Origin of the sequence: Nonomuraea sp. NPDC048892 (genome assembly GCF_040649735.1) — a bacterium.
Taxonomy (GTDB): domain Bacteria; phylum Actinomycetota; class Actinomycetes; order Streptosporangiales; family Streptosporangiaceae; genus Nonomuraea; species Nonomuraea maheshkhaliensis.
The window spans coordinates 1-18,362 of the sequence record NZ_JBEZFZ010000052.1 but is presented as its reverse complement, the minus strand read 5'-3'; the positions used below and the strand labels follow the sequence as shown (position 1 = coordinate 18,362).

General features: G+C 68.9%; 19 protein-coding genes and 1 pseudogene. 15 read left to right on the top strand and 5 right to left on the bottom strand.

What is annotated here, in order from left to right; all coding sequences use genetic code 11:
- Window positions 1-40: 40 nt before the first annotated feature.
- A complete protein-coding gene (locus AB0C28_RS55015; protein ID WP_357848955.1) occupies window positions 41-256 on the top strand; it encodes a hypothetical protein in 216 nt (71 codons plus the stop codon).
- 144 nt (window positions 257-400) lie between these two features.
- On the opposite strand, the gene AB0C28_RS55010 is transcribed toward AB0C28_RS55015, so the two are convergent.
- The 3 genes from AB0C28_RS55010 to AB0C28_RS55000 form a co-directional block, all read right to left on the bottom strand.
- The gene (locus AB0C28_RS55010; RefSeq protein WP_358085307.1) at window positions 401-541 is read right to left on the bottom strand and encodes a hypothetical protein; all 141 of its coding nucleotides are present in this window, start codon (window positions 539-541) and stop codon (window positions 401-403) included.
- Between the two features lie 398 nt (window positions 542-939).
- Window positions 940-1,599: a response regulator transcription factor gene (locus AB0C28_RS55005; protein ID WP_358085304.1), complete on the bottom strand. Its 660-nt coding sequence runs from the start codon at window positions 1,597-1,599 to the stop codon at window positions 940-942.
- On the bottom strand, window positions 1,596-2,852 hold the full coding sequence (locus tag AB0C28_RS55000; RefSeq protein ID WP_357848946.1) for a histidine kinase: 1,257 nt from the start codon (window positions 2,850-2,852) through the stop codon (window positions 1,596-1,598). The genes AB0C28_RS55005 and AB0C28_RS55000 overlap by 4 nt, the downstream gene beginning before the upstream one ends.
- 179 nt (window positions 2,853-3,031) lie before the next feature.
- On the opposite strand from AB0C28_RS55000, the gene AB0C28_RS54995 reads away from it, so the two are divergent.
- From AB0C28_RS54995 to AB0C28_RS54955, 9 genes are all read left to right on the top strand, one after another.
- On the top strand, window positions 3,032-4,600 hold the full coding sequence (locus AB0C28_RS54995; RefSeq protein WP_358085301.1) for an alpha/beta fold hydrolase: 1,569 nt from the start codon (window positions 3,032-3,034) through the stop codon (window positions 4,598-4,600).
- Between the two features lie 93 nt (window positions 4,601-4,693).
- Entirely contained in the window at window positions 4,694-5,290 is a 597-nt protein-coding gene (locus tag AB0C28_RS54990) for a hypothetical protein (protein ID WP_357848940.1), read from the top strand.
- A gap of 5 nt (window positions 5,291-5,295) precedes the next feature.
- The gene (locus AB0C28_RS54985) at window positions 5,296-6,363 is read left to right on the top strand and encodes an HlyD family efflux transporter periplasmic adaptor subunit (RefSeq protein WP_357848935.1); all 1,068 of its coding nucleotides are present in this window, start codon (window positions 5,296-5,298) and stop codon (window positions 6,361-6,363) included.
- Window positions 6,360-7,043 carry an ABC transporter ATP-binding protein gene (locus tag AB0C28_RS54980; protein WP_357848933.1) on the top strand — a complete coding sequence of 228 codons (684 nt, stop codon included), beginning with the start codon at window positions 6,360-6,362 and terminating at the stop codon, window positions 7,041-7,043. Before AB0C28_RS54985 ends, AB0C28_RS54980 begins: the two co-directional genes overlap by 4 nt.
- Window positions 7,043-8,215, top strand: a complete 1,173-nt coding sequence (locus tag AB0C28_RS54975) for an ABC transporter permease (protein ID WP_357848930.1) — start codon at window positions 7,043-7,045, stop codon at window positions 8,213-8,215. The genes AB0C28_RS54980 and AB0C28_RS54975 overlap by 1 nt, the downstream gene beginning before the upstream one ends.
- Before the next feature lie 713 nt (window positions 8,216-8,928).
- The gene (locus tag AB0C28_RS54970) at window positions 8,929-9,894 is read left to right on the top strand and encodes a GlxA family transcriptional regulator (protein WP_357848927.1); all 966 of its coding nucleotides are present in this window, start codon (window positions 8,929-8,931) and stop codon (window positions 9,892-9,894) included.
- A gap of 2 nt (window positions 9,895-9,896) precedes the next feature.
- Window positions 9,897-10,520: a DJ-1/PfpI family protein gene (locus AB0C28_RS54965; RefSeq protein WP_357848924.1), complete on the top strand. Its 624-nt coding sequence runs from the start codon at window positions 9,897-9,899 to the stop codon at window positions 10,518-10,520.
- A gap of 410 nt (window positions 10,521-10,930) precedes the next feature.
- Window positions 10,931-12,532 (top strand): DUF4158 domain-containing protein, encoded by a 1,602-nt coding sequence (locus AB0C28_RS54960; protein WP_357848921.1) that lies wholly within the window; start codon window positions 10,931-10,933, stop codon window positions 12,530-12,532.
- A 208-nt stretch (window positions 12,533-12,740) separates the two neighbouring features.
- The gene (locus AB0C28_RS54955; protein WP_358085298.1) at window positions 12,741-12,938 is read left to right on the top strand and encodes a hypothetical protein; all 198 of its coding nucleotides are present in this window, start codon (window positions 12,741-12,743) and stop codon (window positions 12,936-12,938) included.
- A gap of 91 nt (window positions 12,939-13,029) precedes the next feature.
- On the opposite strand, the gene AB0C28_RS54950 is transcribed toward AB0C28_RS54955, so the two are convergent.
- Window positions 13,030-13,551 carry a hypothetical protein gene (locus AB0C28_RS54950; RefSeq protein WP_358085295.1) on the bottom strand — a complete coding sequence of 174 codons (522 nt, stop codon included), beginning with the start codon at window positions 13,549-13,551 and terminating at the stop codon, window positions 13,030-13,032.
- A 148-nt stretch (window positions 13,552-13,699) separates the two neighbouring features.
- Here AB0C28_RS54950 and AB0C28_RS54945 point away from each other — a divergent pair, with 148 nt between their 5' ends.
- From AB0C28_RS54945 to AB0C28_RS54930, 4 genes are all read left to right on the top strand, one after another.
- Window positions 13,700-15,154 (top strand): MFS transporter, encoded by a 1,455-nt coding sequence (locus tag AB0C28_RS54945; RefSeq protein ID WP_358085292.1) that lies wholly within the window; start codon window positions 13,700-13,702, stop codon window positions 15,152-15,154.
- A 19-nt stretch (window positions 15,155-15,173) separates the two neighbouring features.
- Complete coding sequence (locus AB0C28_RS54940; protein ID WP_358085290.1) at window positions 15,174-15,824, top strand: TetR/AcrR family transcriptional regulator; 651 nt, start codon at window positions 15,174-15,176, stop codon at window positions 15,822-15,824.
- A gap of 215 nt (window positions 15,825-16,039) precedes the next feature.
- Window positions 16,040-16,534, top strand: coding sequence for a recombinase family protein (locus tag AB0C28_RS54935; RefSeq protein WP_357863369.1), 495 nt, complete (start codon window positions 16,040-16,042; stop codon window positions 16,532-16,534).
- Window positions 16,489-16,995 carry a site-specific integrase gene (locus AB0C28_RS54930; protein ID WP_358085288.1) on the top strand — a complete coding sequence of 169 codons (507 nt, stop codon included), beginning with the start codon at window positions 16,489-16,491 and terminating at the stop codon, window positions 16,993-16,995. Before AB0C28_RS54935 ends, AB0C28_RS54930 begins: the two co-directional genes overlap by 46 nt.
- 399 nt (window positions 16,996-17,394) lie before the next feature.
- On the opposite strand, the gene AB0C28_RS54925 is transcribed toward AB0C28_RS54930, so the two are convergent.
- Complete coding sequence (locus AB0C28_RS54925; RefSeq protein ID WP_358085286.1) at window positions 17,395-17,760, bottom strand: pyridoxamine 5'-phosphate oxidase family protein; 366 nt, start codon at window positions 17,758-17,760, stop codon at window positions 17,395-17,397.
- A 408-nt stretch (window positions 17,761-18,168) separates the two neighbouring features.
- Between AB0C28_RS54925 and AB0C28_RS54920 the strand changes: the two are divergent.
- A pseudogene (locus tag AB0C28_RS54920) lies at window positions 18,169-18,362 on the top strand (hypothetical protein); the annotation flags it as partial.

Here is an 18,362-nt window from a genome sequence, read left to right as displayed (position 1 = left end):
AGGACCGACGGGGCCGCACACGTGCCAGGACGGTTCGTTCTTGCGCCAGATCGCGTGCCGCAAGGCCAGCGCGGTGCTCAGCGCCGAGGGCGCTTCCAGGTTGACGGCGTATCCGGCGATCGCGCGGGAGTGGTCATCCTCGATCACGGTCAGCCACGGCCGGGCGGGGCTGTTGTTGTCGTCGATCACCCAGATGTCCAGCTCGGTGTGGTCGGCCTGCCAGATCTCGTTGGGCTTGGCGGCCTCGCGCCGGTAGACCAGCTCATAGGCTCGCGGTACTTCTTGGCGCCCTGCACGCCGAGGGTGACCAGCGCCGGGTCCAGCGAGCTGACGATCTTATGCACCGTCCAGTAGGTGAACCGGCGCAACCCCTTGTCCTTTCGGCCGGCCCGGCCAGCGCCTACAGCCCACCCTGCCGGTAGGCCGCCAGCCAGCGCTGCAACGTCCTGTAGGTGACACCGCTCTCGCCCTGCCCCGCCGCCAGCCGGGCCAGCGGCACGCCCTCATGCAGATGCGGGGCCGGCAGCTCATAGCGGGCCATCGCCGACCCACGGCCCGTCCCGGCGGCAGCCCGCCCGGAACGGGCCGGGCGGTCGCGGTCGCGGCTCCTTGAAGCTCCTCACTCGCGGTGCTCACCCTGTTATCGTCGGCCCCGCGCACCGCAGACACCACCCGCCTCGAAGCCACACTCACGCCACAGTCGGGTGGCGGCGACGTGCTCTTGGCGCGCGCGTGGGCGGGCCCTCAGCTGAGGGTGATCTGGGCGACCAGGGTGCCGTTCTGGCTGGTCAGGCCGGGGCTGGTGAGGCATTGCAGGGGGCTGAGGACGTGGTAGAGCCAGAGGATGGTGGCGTTGCCGCCGGCGAATGGGCCGCTTGGTGTGGCGGCTTGACCGACTGGGCCGGTCGCATACGCCCAGAACTTCGCGACCCATGATCGTTAGGTGGCTCCGGTGCGTACCAGGCCGCTTTCGTAGGCGAAGACCACGGCTTGGACACGGTCGCGTAGGCCGAGTTTGGCCAGCACGCGGCTGACGTGGGTTTTGACGGTGCCCTCGGACAGGAAGAGGCACTCGGCGATCTCGGTGTTGGACAGGCCGCGGGCGATGAGGCTCAGCACCTCGCGTTCGCGTTCGGTCAGGACGTCGAGGCTGGCAGCGGGTATGGCCTGGGCGACGCCGATGCCGACATATCGTTCGAGGAGCCGGCGGGTCACGCTGGGCGCGACGACCGCATCGCCGCGTGCGACCATGCGGATGGCCGAGAGCAGGTCGGGCGCGAGGGTGTCCTTGAGGAGGAATCCGCTGGCGCCGGCGTGGAGGGCGGCGTAGACGTACTCGTCGAGGTCGAAGGTCGTCAGGATCAGCACCCGGATCCGGCTGGTGCCGGTGCATATGCGGCGGGTCGCTTCGACGCCGTCGACCTCGGGCATCCGGACGTCCATGAGCACGATGTCGGGCTGGAGTTGGACGGCCATCTCCGCGGCCTGCGCGCCGTCGCCTGCCTCGCCGACGACCTGCATGTCGTCGGCGTTGTCGAGGATCATGCGGAAGCCGGTACGGACGAGGGCTTGGTCGTCGGCGAGCAGTATGTCGATCATGTGGCGTGTCCCTGGATCGGGAGCGCCGCCCGTACGGTGAACCCGCCTCGGGGCTTCGGGCCTGCGGTGAACGTGCCGCCGAGCAGTTTGACGCGCTCGCGCATGCCTCGCAGCCCGTTACCTGCGCCGGTGTTACCTGCGCCAGCGTCCCCGGTCCGGGCGCGGCCGTTGTCGCTGATCTCGATGCCGATCTCCGCGTAGTGGTAGGTGAGGACGACGCTGGCGGCGGCGCCCGTTCCGGCGTGTTTCATGGTGTTGGTCAAGGCTTCCTGCACGATGCGGTAGGCCGACAGGTCCATGGTGGCGGGCAGGGTCACGGGGGAGCCCTCGACGCGCAGCCGTACCGGCGTGCCTGCCCTGTTGACCTGCGTGAGCAGGGCGGGCAGGTGCGCCAGGCCGGGCTGCGGATGCCAGGCATCGTCCACCTCGTCGACCGCGGCGAGCACGTGTCGCATGTCGGCGAGGGAGTCACGGCCGGTGGTGACGATCGTCTCCAGCGCGGTCCGGGTATCGGCCGGGGTGTTGTCGAGCGCGGCGGCGCCGCCTTGGGCCTGGATCACCATGAGGGACAGGCCGTGGGCCACGACGTCGTGCAGTTCGCGGCTAATCCGGGCGCGTTCGGCGGCTACCGCGAGCGCGGCCTGCTGGTCGCGTTCGCGTTCGAGGTCTCGGGCGTGTGCGTGCAGCTCGTCGAGGTAGGCGCGGCGGCTGCGGGCGCCGGAGCCGATGGCCCAGGAGGCGACCAGGGCCGAGCCGAGTACGGACAGGCCGCTCCAGGCATCGGCCGAGGCCTGGCGATGGACCCTCATGACCTCTTTCGGGCCGGATGGGGTGCCAAGGCCGGGGCCCATGGAAAGTACCTCGGATGGGCCGGGTAGCGGGCCGTACAGGCTCCATCCGGCGGCCACAAGCAACAGGCAAGTCAGGGCCGCCAGCGAGATGACCCACGCGTAACGGGAGGCCACCGTGTAGAGCAGAACCAGCACGCTCAGATCGATGATCATGAGAGGTGCGGCCTGCGCCACGTGCACCCCGGCGGACAGCACGCAGACGACGAGCATCGGCAGCGGCCAGCGCCTGCGCAGCACGACGCCGCCGGCGGCGAGCGCCGTCGCCGCCCACCACAGGGCGAGTTGTCCGTCCTGTCCAGCGGCGACGGGGGTACCCGCCGTGTTGCCCACGATCGCGTTCGGGGCGTTGACCAGCACGCAGATCGCGAGCAGCACCGCGGCCGGCGCCGCGTCCTGCAGCATCGGTGAGCGTGACCACGCGCGAAGAGGCGTCATAGTCCTGTGAGCTTATGGTCAGGACCGATGCGCCCGCGTCTGCCGCAAGTCTGATTCGGCGACGCCCGTATACGTCTCAAGACAGATGCCCACGTGTGGCTGGAGGCGGACGCGGGTGCACGATCGCCGCCACCAAGGTGGGCCACATGACTGAACATGGACTTCTGACCGGCCGCGCGGTTGCCGCCGCAGCCGCGAGTGCCGTCACCTTGACCGCGCTGATCGCGGGCTCGCCCGCCGCGACGGCTGACAGCGGGCAGGCGCTGGCATCGGTCACGTGGCGGTCGTGTCCCGCCTATTCCGACGAGGTGATCCGTAGCCTTGCCGTCACTGATGAGCAACGGCGGACGTTCCGTGCGCTGCTGGGCCGGATGGAGTGCGGAACCGTCAGCGTTCCACTGGACTACCGCAAACCAGGCGGACGGCAGATCACCATCGCGATCACCCGGGTCAAGGCCATCGACCGCAAGCACCGGCTGGGCAGCCTGGCGCTCAACCCGGGCGGGCCAGGCGCCTCCGGTTACCTATTCCCGCTCCAGATCGCCTCGATGAACCAGACGAACGCCAAGCTCAACGACCGCTACGACCTGATCGGCTTCGATCCCCGCGGGGTCGGTTACAGCACCAAGGTCGACTGCCCGGCCCCCCAGGGCCAGGGCGTGCCGCCCCAGCCGGGGCCGCTGCCCGAGGAGACGGCCAAGCTCGTCCACGAGTCCGGGGCCGCGGCGAACAAGGCGTGCGGGGATTTCGATCCCGCCTTCCTCGGCCAGCTCACCACCCAGAACGCGGCCCGTGACCTTGATCGGGTGCGGATCGCACTGGGCGAGCGCAAGCTCAGTTTCCTGGGCATCTCCTGGGGCACCTGGCTGGGCGCGGTCTACCGCAGCACGTTCCCGCACAGCGTCGGACGCATGTTCCTGGACAGCGTGGCGCCGGTGAACTTCCGGCTCGACGACTTCGAGGACGGCCACGCGGCGGGCACCGAGCGTCACTTCCCGCGGATGGCGGCCTGGATCGCCGAGCGCAACGGGACCTACGGCCTCGGCAGCACCGCGAAGCAGGTGCGGGCCACGGTGCTGGCGCTCGGTCGCGCCTATGACGAGCAGCCGAGGCGCTATAGCGACTGGGAGATGGTGGCCGATGGTGCCACGGTCTCCATGCTGGCCATCCAGAGCGCACCGGACTGGCCGCAGGTCGCCCAGGCGTTCAAGGAGATGCGGGACGAGAGTGACACCGCGCCGCCGGCCCTGAGGGGACTTCTCGGGCAGGGCACTCTGCAGCGCGCGCCGGCCGGCGCGCCGGAGCGGTTCAACGCGACCGCGGGCCAGGCCGTCTTCTGCAACGAGGACCCCAGCCGGCTCAACTTCTCCGATGCCTGGGCCACCTACCAGCGGCGACTTGAGCGCAACCCGGTCACCGGGCGGGCCAGTAGGTTCTCCGCCCAATGCGCGGGCTGGCCGCTGCCGGTGCAGAAGATCAAGGTGCAGCGTCGCGGCGGGTCGCTGGTGCTGGCCGGACATCGCTACGAAGCCGTCTCCCTGTATGAGTGGACCAAGCAGATGCACGCCGCCGTCGGCGGCACGGTCTTCACCGTCGCCGACGACGTGCACGGGTCCGTCCTGCGCGTGCCGGACTGCGCCGCCGAGCTCGTGTCGTACTTCACCACGGGCCGCATCGACCGCGGCTGCGACGGCACCCCTGTACCCGCGAAGTAGCCGACGCTGCCCTCACCCGGTCGCCGGGACGGCCACCGCACGCGCCGTCTCGGCGACCGGGCCAATACTCACCCGCACACGATGGAGAACGACATGGCAAGCACTCTCGGCCAGAGCGTGGCCAGGCGGAAGTGCTCACGCAAGAGCACCGCGCGGGCCGTCGCACCGGTTCTCGCGCTGGCCGCCCTCGCGCTGGCCGGCGTGGCCTGCGGGGACAGCCAGGAACCCGGCAGGACGGTGGCCTCCCTAGCGCCGCAGGCCGGTCCGGCGTCCGCCGCCGCCCCGCAGGGCGGTTCCAAGGCCGATCCGGTGGCCTTCGCCCAGTGTGTCCGCGACAACGGGTTGCCGGACTTCAAGGACCCGGAGCCGGGCAAGGGCATGGGAGAGGGGATCGATCTCAACTCCCCGGCGTTCAAGAAGGCCGCCGAGGCCTGCAAGGAGTTCATGCCCGCTCCTCCCCCGCAGAACGACCCCAACGCGACGTGGTCCACGGCGGACAAGCTCAAGTACGCCGCGTGCATGCGTGACAACGGCGTGCCGTCGTTCCCCGACCCTGACGCAGGTGGCGGTTTCAAGCTCAACGACGACCCGAACACGCCGCAGTTCAAGAAGGCCGAGGAATCCTGTAAGCAATACCAGCCGCAGAGCATCCGGAACATGACCCCCGGCAAGACCGGCGGCGGCAGTTGAGTGCGATGCGCTGGGTGGCCGCGCTGGTGGCGGCCGGCGCACTGGTGGCCGGGGGTGGCTGGGTCTTGCGCGCCGACCCGTTCGCCGCGCCCACTGCGAGCACCACCGCCCAGAGCCCGGCCAGGACCGGGCTGGCACAGGTGACCAAGGGCACATTGTCGGCCCGTACCCTGCAAAACGGCACGCTCGGCTACGCGGGCAACCACCAGATCGTCAACAGGGCTGCCGGTACGGTGACCAAGCTGCCCGCCGTGGGCCAGGTCGTCACCGCGGGCAATGTGCTCTACCGGGTGGACGGCAAGCCCGTGGTGCTGCTCCACGGTGCGGTTCCCATCTACCGGTCGCTGTCGTGGGGCGCCGACGGCGCCGACGTTCAGCAGCTGAACGCCGCGCTGGTGACGCTCGGCCACGCCACCAAGGACCAGCTCGACCCCGGATCCGACTACTTCGGCAGGGCCACCTACAACGCTCTTCGGGACCTGCAGGACAGGGCCGGACTGGAAGAGTCGGGGAACCTTGCACTCGGCCAGGCGGTGTTCGTGCCGGCCAAGACGATCCGGGTGCTGAAGGTGAACGCGGTCAGCGGCGCGCAGACGGCGGCCGGGACCGTGGTGCTTGAGGCATCCTCGACGGCACGGCAGGTTACCGTCGAGCTGAACGCCGGCCGGCAGAGCCAGGTGGCCGTCGGCGACAAAGTGATCATCACGCTGCCCGACGGCAAGACAGCGCCGGGCGTGGTCTCCGAGGTCGGCAAGGTCGCCACCACCTCCGACAGCGGGACCACGATCGAGGTGAAGATCCGGCCGACCAGGCCGAAGCAGACCGGCAGCCTGGATAAGGCGCCGGTACAGGTCTCGATCGTCACCGGCACCGCCGAGGACGTGCTGTCGGTGCCGGTGAATTCGCTGCTCGCGCTGGCCGGTGGCGGCTACGCGGTCGAGGTCGTGGACGCCGGTGGCGAGCATCGGCTGGTGGGTGTGACGACGGGGCTGTTCGACGACAGCGAGGGCAGGGTCGAGGTCACCGGCGACGGCCTGGCCGAAGGTCAGCGCATCGTGGTGCCTGCGTCATGAGGAGTGTTCTGGAACTGGACCGGGTGAGCAAGGTCTATCCTGGCGCGACACCGGTGGTGGCGCTTCAGGAGGTCAGCTTCACCGTCGAGGCCGGCGAACTGGTCGGCGTCGTGGGGCCGTCCGGGTCGGGCAAATCGACGCTGCTGCAGATCATGGGTACGCTGGATCGGCCCACCTTGGGCACGGTGCGCATCGTCGGCGACGACGTGGCGAGCATGTCCGACCGGGCCTTGGCCAGACTGCGGGCGATGCGGATCGGGTTCGTCTTCCAGCAGTTCTTCCTGGCCCAGCACGCCACGGCTGTGGAGAACGTGGCCGACGGCATGCTGTACACCGGTGTCAGATATCGCGCCAGGCTGCAGGCGGCGTCCGAGGCGTTGGAGCGGGTCGGGCTGGGGCATCGCTTGGACCACCGTCCCCCCCAGTTGTCGGGCGGTGAGCGGCAGCGGGTCGCGATCGCCCGCGCGCTGGTCGGCAACCCGGCGATCGTGCTGGCCGACGAGCCCACCGGTAACCTCGACAGCGTTTCCGGAGCCGCGATCTTCACCCTGCTGAAGAAGCTCAACGCCGAAGGCGCCACTATCATCATGATCACGCATGACCGGGAGCTGGCCGCGAGGCTGCCCCGCCGCATCGAGATGCTGGACGGGCACCTCGTCGCCGATGGGCGGGAGCCGTGATGTATTCGGCCGACCTGGCGCGGGTGGCCAGCCTGGGGCTGCGGACCCGGCGGATGCGAGCGGCCCTGTCGGCGCTCGGCATCGCCATCGGCGTCGCGGCGATGGTGGCCGTGCTGGGCTTGTCGGCCTCCTCCCAGGCCGGGTTGCTGGCCGAGATCGACAAGCTGGGCACCAACCTGCTCACCGTCACCCCCGGCCAGACCATGGGCGGCGACAATGCGAAGCTGCCCGGTGACGCGCCGGGGATGATCGCCAGAATCGGCCCGGTCGAGAAGGTCGAACACACCGGTAAAACCACGGCCAACGCCTTCCGCAACCCCTACATCCCCGCCTTCAACACCAACTCGCTGAGCGTCAACGCGGCCAGCCTGGACCTGCCCGCCGCGGTGCGCACCAGCCTGGCCCAAGGCGCCTATCTCAACGCCGCCACCGCCCGGCAACCGGTCGCCGTCCTCGGCGCCGACGCTGCCCGGCGTCTCGGCATCGCGAAGATCCACCAGGGGATGCGCATCTGGGTCGGCGGGCAATGGTTCTACGTCGCCGGGATCCTCAACCCGGCGAAGCTGACGCCGGAGATCGACTCCGCGGTACTGGTCGGCTATCCGGCCGCCGAAAAATACCTGCGCTTCGACGGCCATCCGACCACGATCTACGTGCGGGCGGCCACCGAACACGTGCCCAGCGTGCGGAAGGTACTGGCCGCCACCACCAACCCGCGCAATCCCGGCGAGGTCAACGTCAGCCAGCCCTCCGCCGCCCTGGTGGCCCGCGCGGCCGCCCAATCCGCGTTCAACGGCCTGTTCCTGGGCCTGGGCGCGGTCGCACTGCTCGTCGGCGGCATCGGCGTCGCCAACACCATGGTCATCTCGGTCCTGGAACGCCGCTCCGAGATCGGCCTGCGCCGCTCCCTCGGAGCGACCAGAGCAGACATTCGCCTGCAGTTCCTGTCGGAGGCGATCCTGCTGGGCGCGCTCGGCGGCCTCGCCGGCGTGGCCCTCGGTGCCCTGGCCACCACCATCTACACCCACATCAACAACTGGGCCACCGTGATACCCCCGCTGACCTGGGCCGGCGGGCTGGGCGCGGCCGTCGCCATTGGCGCCACCGCCGGGCTGCTGCCCGCCATCCGCGCGGCCCGCATGCAACCTACCGAGGCACTGCGAACCGTCTGACATGCCCGGCGCGACGGGGCAAACCCGTCGGCCGGGCTTCAGGATGCCGGGCGGTCCGTTGATTGGATACTCACGACACTCACCCGCCCGCCACGCCCGCCTCCGCGCGAGCGCACCCCTGTGACCACCGCAGCACGTGAGCACGAGGGGTGCCCCGCATCCGGCGCAGGCCACTCCCGTGCGATCACCTGCCTGCGCTTTCCCCCTCGGCCGCGAACCCGGCCTACCCCGACCCGAGTAACCCGGCCGCGGTCCAGATCGGCCGCGGCTACAACCAGCAGCTCTACCTCTGCCCGGCAGCGCCGGAGCATCCGCATACCGAGCTGATGCAGTAACCGGCCCAGGCGGCTGCGCAAACGCACGACGCATCGTGATCACGTTGCTGCGCGCCAGACTCACCCCGAATGTCCGGACCGAACCCGCTCTTGGCGGCGTCCCGCAACTGCACATCATGAGCTGCTGCGGCTATGCCTCTCGTTCAGGTCATGTGGCGCGATTCTTACCAACGGGTCCAATGCGGCCCCGACCAAGTACGTGCTTGCGTTTTAAGGTTTCATGATCGTTTTACGCTCGGCGGTAGCTGTCACTTCCCGGGATAGCTGTCACTTCCCGGGATAGCCGTCACCTGAGCGCCGATCGGCAACCTGTTCATGGCCTAATTTGCAATATCTGTGTCATTGACGCCATCCATGTCACTGACCAGGATGAATGTCATGCGGCGACGAGTGGTTGTGGTGATCTTCGAGGGGTTCCAGCTCCTTGATCTGGCCGGGCCAGTGGACGTGTTCGAGACCGCGAGCTTGTTCGCCCCGGAGGGCGGCTACCGGGTGGAGGTGGCCGCGGTGCGCGCCGGCGCCGTGGCGGCTCACGGCGGGATCGTGATCGACGCGGCAATAGCCCTGCGCGAGGTCGAGGGGCCGGTCGACACGCTGCTGGTGCTGGGCGGCCTGAAGGTCCCGGACTGCGTGGATGATCGGGAGCTGGTTGAGCAGATCGCCCGGCTGGCGCGTGTGAGCCGCCGGGTCGCGTCGGTCTGCACCGGAGCCTTCCTGCTGGCTGAGGCCGGGCTGCTGAATGGCCGACGGGCGACCACGCACTGGATGGCGGCCGCCGACCTCGGCCGCCGTTACCCGGCTACCACGGTGGACGCCAATCCGATCTACATCCGGGACGGGGAGGTCTGGACCTCGGCCGGAGTCACCGCCGGAATCGACCTCACGCTCGCGCTGGTGGCCGAGGACCACGGCCACGCGCTGGCCCGGAAAGTCGCCCGCGGGCTCGTGGTGTACCTGCACCGGCCGGGCGGGCAAGACCAGTTCAGCACCCCAATGAGGGCCGGCACACCGCGCACCGAGCCGCTGCGCGAACTCCAAGCCTTCATCGACGCCAACCCCGCCGATGACCTGAGCGTGCCGGCACTGGCCCGGCGCGCAGGGATGAGCGAGCGCCACTTCTCGCGGATCTTCACCAACCAGACCGGAGTCTCTCCCGGCCGATACGTCGAGCGCAGCCGCGCCGACGCCGCTCGCCGACTGCTGGAGAGCACCGGCCATCCGCTCGACCGCATCGCGAGCCTATCCGGGCTCGGTACGCCGGAAACCCTCTACCGCGTCTTCCGCCGACACTGGCGGATCTCACCCGGCGACTACCGCCGCCGGTTCCAGACACAGGAGAACTGACCATGCACGTCGCCATCCCTCTCTACCCCCGGTTCACCGCCCTGGACGCGGTCGGCCCCTACACCGTTCTGGCCTTCGCGCCGGGCTGGACGGTCACCTTCGTGGCCGCCGTACCCGGCCCAGTCATCGACGACAAAGCCAGCCTCGCGATCACCGCTACCGCCTCCTTCGCCGACCTGCCCCGGCCGGACGTGATCCTGGTACCCGGAGGCCCCGGGACCCTGGCCGCCACGGGCGACCAGCAACTGTTGTCCTGGATCCGCGCCGCGCACGAGCACACCCGATGGACCACCTCGGTCTGCAGCGGCTCCTTCGTCCTCGGCGCGGCCGGTGTGCTGGCCGGTCGTAAAGCCACCAGCCACTGGGGCTGGGCCGAGCAGCTTCCCGCCGTCGGCGCCGAACACGTCAAGGAACGCGTCGTATTCGACGGCAAGATCGTGACAGCCGCTGGAATCTCCTCCGGCATCGACATGGCGCTGACCTTCCTCGCCGAGGCGCAGGATGAGGAGACGGCGCGGACCGTGCAGCTCGCGATCGAATACGACCCCCAACCGCCGTTCAACGCCGGCAACCCTCATACCGCCCCCGCCTTCCGGCGCGAGGCCGCACTGAACCTGATCTTCTGACCGCATCACGAGCAGCAGCTACCCGTTCCAGCAATCGTGACCCGGCTCATCGTGCATCCGTGGCGCACCTGAGCGTCGCACCGTCTTGGGTGATCACGATTGAGTGGCACAGCGGGCACGCCACCGTGACATGGGGGCCGGAGAACAGTGGAACGAAATCCGGCGTTAGCGAGTGGTCGACCTGGTCCAGGCCGTACTCACAGCCTGCGTTCCCTGAAGCGGTAACGCCGGATTTCGTTCCATCGCACACCTAAATCGGTCTTCAACAGGCGCGCCGATTGAACGCTGTGTAACGATTCGAGGACTCTCCGGAAAATTAATTATGTCTGGCCCTACCTTGTGGGCCGTGCCTGTGGAGTTCTTGAATGACGACGTCGTAGCCGTTCGACGGTCCTCCGTCGCGGGACGAATTGGAGAGGGTCTTCTTCCTCGATGACGCAGACAAGGCCCTGATCGCCAAACGGCGCGGGGGCCACCTGAAACTCGGGTTTGCCTTGCAGCTCGGGACGGTGCGTTTCTTGCGCACGTTTCTCACCGATCCGCTGGACGTGCCAACGGAAGTCATGGACTTCGTCGCCGAACAGCTGGAGATCGCCGATCCGTTGTGCGTGAAGCACTACACCGAGCGGGAGAAGACTCGTCTGGACCACACGTGGGAGATTCGGCGTGTCTTTGGACTGCGGGACTTCGCCGAGGTCGAAGACGAGCTGACCGCGTGGGTGGACGCGCGGGCGTGGATGTTCGAGGAAGGGCGCACCGCGATCTTCCACGGCGGTGAAATGGCTGGCCGAGCGCGATGTGCTGCGGCCGGGCATCTCGACGCTGACGCGCCTGATCGCCCACGTACGCGAACAGGCGATTGCGCGGCTGTGGGACGCCTTGAACGAGGTGCCGACGCCCGAGCAGCGCCAGGTGCTGATGATGGTGCCGGAGATCCGACCGGGGATGCGGATGTCGGATCTGGAGCGCTGGCGCACCAGGCCGGCGCGAGCCTCGGGCCCGGAGATGGTCAAGACGCTGAAGCTGGTCAGGGAGATCTGCCAGGCGGGGTTCGGGAAAATCGAGCTGGGCACGCAGATGCCGCGCCGACGGCTGGCGGAGCCGGCCCGCTACGGCATAGGGGCGCCAAGCCCTCACAGCTCAAGCGCCACCCCGAGGCGCGCAAGCTGGCCACGCTGCTGGCCACGGTGCGCCATCTGGAGGCCAAGACGGTCGATGACGGCCTTGAACTGCTGGACCTGCTGATGGTCACCGAACTGCTGGGCAAGGCGCAGCGGGCGGCCGACAAGGGCACGGTGCGCCGGGCGCCCAAGCTGGCCAAGGCCTCGGCCCGGCTGGTGGTGGCGGTGGAGGTGTTACTGGAGGCTACCGGCTGGGGTGAGGAGATCCGGCTGGCCGAGGTGTGGGACGCGATCGACATGGTCATTCCCCGCGCGGAGTTGCGGGCGGCGGTGGCCACGGTGACCGGCATAGTGCCGCCGCCGGACGCCGAGGACGACGGCGGCTGGCGAGCGGAGATAACCGGGCGGATCGCCACGGTCAGCGGGTTTGTGAAGCTGCTGCCGACCATCATCGCCTTCGGCGCGAACGCCGAGGGGATCGAGGTGTTACGGGCGATGCGCTGCCTGGCCGCCCAGCTGGACTCCAGCCGCAAATGGACCACCAAGACCATGCACGCGCAGGTGGTGACCGGGCCGTGGAAACGCCTGGTGTTCGGCCACCCGGCCGATCCGGGTGGCGCGGTGGACAAGAACGCCTACACCTTCTGCGTACTGGAGCAGTTCCACCGGCATCTCAAACGCCGGGAGATCTACGCGGAGACCTCGCTGCGCTGGCGTAATCTGAACGCGCACCTGCTGGAGGGTGCGGAGTGGGCTGCGGTCAAAACACCGGTGCTGACCGCCCCGGGGCCTGCCCGAGGACCCCGGCGCGCTGCTGGCCACTCACTTGGCTGGCCTGGATGCGGCCTATCGCGAGGGCGCCCGGAAGTCCTGCCAGTCCAAGCTCCCTGATCGAGGAAGGTGAACAGGTACTTCAGGTCGTACGCGTACGCGCTCAGAGTGTTCGGCGAGAACTCCCTGTCCCGAAGGTGATCCAGAAGCCGGCAGACCGGCCCCACCGGCTCTCCCTCATCGTTGACCGGCCGAACCCGGCGGACGATCCTGCCATCCCGCTCCTTGACGACCCGCATCTCGGCCTCCTCGCCTTGCGGCAGCAGGGATGTGGGCCAACGTATGCGACGAAGACGCGTCAAAGAGGGGAAACTCCAAGGTCATCCCAAGCGAATGTCCAGATAAGAACGTCTATGGGAAGTACTCGTTCGCGCTGCCGCAGCTGCCGGGCGGGCGCCGGCAGCTGCGCGACCCGGACGCCGCAGGCGACGAGGACGACGAGGACGACGACGAAGAGGAGGCGTAGATCCGCCTCAGCGCATCAACTGCCGCGAGGCCCGCCAACCCGACTCCAACGACCACCACGTCGAGCATCGAGCACCTCCCGGCATGGTGGTTCACAACAGTTGCGCCTGGACGAATCCGGCCAACAGGACGGTGACGCCGCCGATCTCGCCGACGATCAGTGCGGACATGAAGGCAGCCGTACCGCGGACGGGACGGCGAAGCTGGTTGTCGGTGTCCTGGCGCCAGCCATGGTAGATGTAGGTCGCGATCGCCGCGACGAAGAACAGGATTACGACGCCGGCCGCGACGAGATTCACCACCGGCGGCCAGCCACTCAGCTCGACGAACACCGCGATCAGCAGCGTCGCGAACGAATAGAGCAGCGCAGCCCTGTGAGCGATGTCCACATAGGGGTGGGCCACGTGCTGTTCCGAGTGGACCATCTGCCAGTACTTCCAGACGCCTAGCACCAATGCCCCCAGGAAGATCAGCCCTGCCGGCAGCAGCACGACGATGGTGTCCGTGCCCAACGCCGGATCGCTACGCATGATCGGCCGCCAGGAGCGGGCCAGCAGAGGGTGAGCCTCCTCGGGGCCGTCGTCGTGCAGCGAGTACCCATCCTGCTGGAGCACCGCCGGTTGCCAGCTCCCGCATGCCATGGTCGGCCCGTCGTCCGCTGGCCATCTGCCTCACCACACCTTATCTAGACACTGCTGTTCGACTTATCGCAAGCTCGACCATACCCTAAGTCGAACACATATGTTCAGTTTAGGAGGATTGATGAATCAGACCCCACATGCCAGGTACCACCTGGCGGCAGCCGACGGGCAGCGAACGTCTCGGCGCTGGTTGGTGCTGCTCCTACTGTGCCTGGCCCAGTTCATGGTGATCCTGGACGTGACGGTGGTGAACGTCGCGCTCCCGGTAATCGCCGACCGGCTCGACCTGGACCGGACCGCGCTGACCTGGGTGATTACCGCTTACACGCTGTGCTTCGGCGGGCTGATGCTGCTCGGCGGGCGCATGGCCGACGCGCTCGGCCGCAGGCGCGTGTTCCTGGCCGGGCTGGCGGTGTTCACCCTCGCCTCGCTCGTCTCCGGGCTGGCCGGTGATGCGGCCATGCTCGTTGCCGCGCGTGCCGCGCAGGGCATCGGTGCGGCAATGTTGTCACCCGCGGCCCTGTCGATCGTGACCACGACCTTCCACGGCCCGGACCGCAACCGCGCGCTCGGCGTCTGGGCGGCCATCGGCGGCGCGGGCGCGGCCATCGGCGTGCTGCTCGGCGGGGTGTTCACCGCCGGACCCGGCTGGGAATGGGTGTTCTTCATCAACGTACCCGTCGGCATCCTGGTCGCCGTGACCCTGCCGATGGTGGTCCCCTCCGGCCGTTCCACCCGCCACGCGACCCAGATCGACGTGCCGGGCGCGGTGACCGCCGCCCTCGCCGTCGGCTCACTGATCTACGGGCTGGTGCGGGCAGGCGACACCGGCTGGGGCGACACGGTGACGCTGCTCGCCCTCGCCGCAGGCGTCGTGCTGTTGGTGGTGTTCGTCCTGATCGAGCGCGTCACGATGGTGCCGCTGGTGCGCCTGGCAGTGCTGGCCCGGCGTCCCGTGGCCGCAGGGAACCTAGTCATGTTGACCGCGTCCGGTCTGCTGCTGGCCCACTTCTTCCTGGGCTCTCAATACCTCCAGCACGTGCTCGGGCTGAGCGCGCTGAGCACTGGGCTGCTCTTCCTCCCCGCCGCATTGGTCATCGGGCTCGGCACGCACCTGGGGGTGCGGATCGTCGGGCGATTCGGCGGACGGCCCGCTGCCGCAGCCGGCTTTCTCCTCGCCGCGATCGGCGCGCTGCTGCTGGCCCAGCTGCCCGCCGACGGCAACGCACTGGTCCATTTTCTGCCCGGCTTCGCCATCTCCGGGCTCGGCCTCGGCGCGACGTTCGTCACTGCGACCATCACCGTGATGGCGCACGTCGATCCGCACGACGCCGGCATGGTCTCCGCGCTGATCAACACCGGACACGAACTCGGCGCCACCCTGGGCATCGCGTTCGTATCCACCATCGCCGCCGCCAGCCTGGACACCATGCCCGTGGGCCCAGCATCAGTCACCGGATTCGGCGCGGCGTTCACCGCCGCCGCCGTAACAGCCGTGATCATGGCCACGGCCGCCGGGTGTCTGATACCAGCGGGCCGCCCGCCTGCCACCGACGGCCCCGTGTTCGCCCACTGACCATCTAGGCTGGGTCATCGTGGGAACCACGGACACGGGCCATCAACCAGACGGCGCCGGGGAGAAGCAGAGTGCGCCCCGGCGCCGCGCCGACGCCGAACGCAACATCACCGCCATCCTCGACGCCGCGCTCGTGTGCTTCACCGAGCAACCCCAGGCGAGCATGACGGCGATCGCCCGCACCGCCGGAGTCGGACGGGTCACCCTCTACGCCCACTTCCCCTCACGGGAAGTACTGCTGGAAGCCGTCCTCGACCACACCATCGCCCTGGCCAGCGCCGTCATCGACACCGCCGCCCCGAACGAGGGCCCCGCCGTCGACGCCCTCAGCAGGCTGCTGCACATCTCCTGGCACGTCCTCGACCGGCACCGCCGACTGTTCGAGATCGCCCAACGCGAACTCGACCCCGCCGTGCTGCGCCAGCACCACGACCAAGCCATGAGCCGTGTCGAGCAACTCCTCATCCGCGGTCAGCAGGAGGGAGCCTTCCGCACCGACCTCCCACTGAACTGGCTGGTCACCACCGTCTACAGCCTGCTGCACGCCGCCGCCGCCGACGTCAACACCGGACACCTCAAGCAGAACACTGTCGCCGACGTACTCGAAGCAACCTTGTTGCCCGCCTTGCGGCCTCCACAAGCGACAGTCCGTCGGCGTCGTAGAGGCTGAAGGACCAGGACCATCACACATTCACGGCCGTGCTGCGATCCATCGGCCACCATGGGTGCGGACACACCGCAGCAGAGTTCGCTCTACGTCCGCACCAGCACACGCTGTCCGTGCTGCCAACGCCTTCTCGACCGTACGGAGGCCCACCCCATACGACGGGCTTGAGTAGCAGCGGGGCAGCCATTGATAATCTTGTCGGTTAACGGTGTGCTGTCATGGATCTTGGCTATGGACGTGTCTCGACCCGCGACCAAAACCCCCACGCCCAGCGCGACCGACTGCAGGCCGCCGGATGCGACCGCACCTACATCGACACGATCAGCGGCACCCTGTCCAGCCGCCCCGCATTCGACAAGGCCCTCGACGCGCTGCGCGCCGGCGCCGGCCTGCGGGCGCTGGATCAAAACATCGACACCACACCGGAAGGCCGCCGGCCAAGCGCTCAGCGAGCTGTGGGGGCAAGCGCGCCGGCGACCTGGAACCGCAACCGCGCCGCTATCGTCTCCTGGCTGTCCTGGTACCGCCCCAAGAAGCACTGGGCCGCGCCGTCGGTCCCGGCCGACGCTGAGCGCCGCAAGGAGAGCGCCGACGAGACCCGCGCGGTCGGATCCACCGGCTTCTGTCGCGCCGTGACATCCCACTGCGTGAGCGGGCGCTGTGGCGGATGCTCTATGAAACGGCGGCCAGAGCGGCTGAGATCCTGGCACTGAACGTCGAGGACCTCGACCTGGAGCACCGCCGCAGCCCCGTCCGGTCCAAGGGCGGCGCGGTAGAGTGGGTGTACTGGGACAGCCTCACCGCCCACCTGCTGCCCCGCCTGCTCCGGCTCCCGGACGGCAGCTCACGCACGCACGGCCCGCTATTCCGGTCCGAACGCCGCCCCGTCCCCGCCCGCCGCCCGGCCGCCGCCGACATCTGCCCGCACACCGGCCGGGGCCGCCTCGGTTACGAACGCGTCCGGGTGCTGCTCGACACCTATGCCGGGCTCGACCTGCACCAGCTGCGCCACAGCGCCGCTACCCACCTCGGTGAAGCCGAAGTCCCGCTGCAGCTCATCATGGGCAAGACCCGGCACAAGAACCCCCGCACCGCCATGCGCTACGTCAAACCCGGCCCTGAGGCCATCGCCAAGGTCACCGAGCACCTCGCCCCGCCCCGCCGCCGACACTGAGGCCCAGTCACGAGGCCGGACCCCGGACGCCATCCCAGGCAGCTCAAACAAGGTGATCGCTCCCTCCGCCCTGGTGCTCGGTGATCACTATGGTGACCCCCACGACAAATACCGATCCAAGAATCACGACCTCAAACGATCCAAGTCACAGCCTGCGCGGGCCGTTCGTCCGATAGGCGAGGACCAACGGCCCTTTCCCGGCCGGGGGCACGTCACGAGAATGAAGGAAGACACCCGCCGAGGCGAGAGAATCCCATCCCCGCGGCGGCCCGACCGGCACCGGAGAGTGGCAGTCACGATGCTCCGGCCGCAGAAGGCGGCGACTCCGGGCCGGACGGGACCGTTCGATCACTCCGCGGGTGTCTTCATCTCCACACCCGATGCCGTCAGGGTGCGCGGTCAGAGGCCGTGGATGCGGCGGCCGGTGATCTGGTGGGGCGCGATGCGGATGTAGAGGTGCCGATCGCCGCCCGCCCAAGGGGTGACGTCGGCCCCGCTCACCGTGGCCGCGTCGTCGTCGGGCACGTGGTGGGCGGGGCCTTGGACGAGCACGCTCCAGCCCTCGCGCCGTGCCTCGTCGATTCGGTCGACCTGGAAGCCGATCTCGATCTCCACGCCCTCGACACCCGTGCGCAGGTCCTGGTCCATGGGGCCGCCGTGGGCGGTGCGGAAGACGATCGCGCCGTCGTGCACCTGATAGCGCTCATACCCTCCGCCCAGCAGAGCCTCCTCCGTGGTCTCCAGCGCCTTGGCCAGCCGGGTCACCGTGCCCCTGTCGGGGGCGCCAAGGTGGTCCTCCAGGGCTGAACGTATCCGGCCGACATGTCCGCACGATCGGCCACCTCCTCCAGCGTCAGGTTCAGCTTCGTACGGTGATGGGTGATACGACGCCCGAAATCGCCCGGATGAGTCATGAGTGTCTCCTCGACGGTGCGGACAGGGGTGACAGCTGATGCGAGCCGCCCCGTGCGAGGCTACCCAGCCACCCGCCCCGCCGGACGGGGGCCTTCTGTTCCTCAGCACGGGCCTCTGTGCGAGGACCAAGGTCCTTCCGCCTCGGGTCGTACGGCACTGAGCACCGGCCGCCGCGAACGGTGTGATGGAGGTGAGACAGGAACGTACGAGAAACCAGGAAAGGGGAGGCTCGCCATGGCCACCACCATCGACAAGCCCATGATGCACACCGGCGTGGACCAGGCGGAGCACAAGAACCCCGCCGACTACGCCTGGGCCGCCGCCCGGATCTCGATCGGCTGGATCTTCCTCTGGGCCTTCCTGGACAAGACCTTCGGCTGGGGCTTCGCCACCCCGGCGGCCAAGGCCTGGATCAACGGCGGCAGCCCGACCACCGGCTTCCTCAAGGGCAC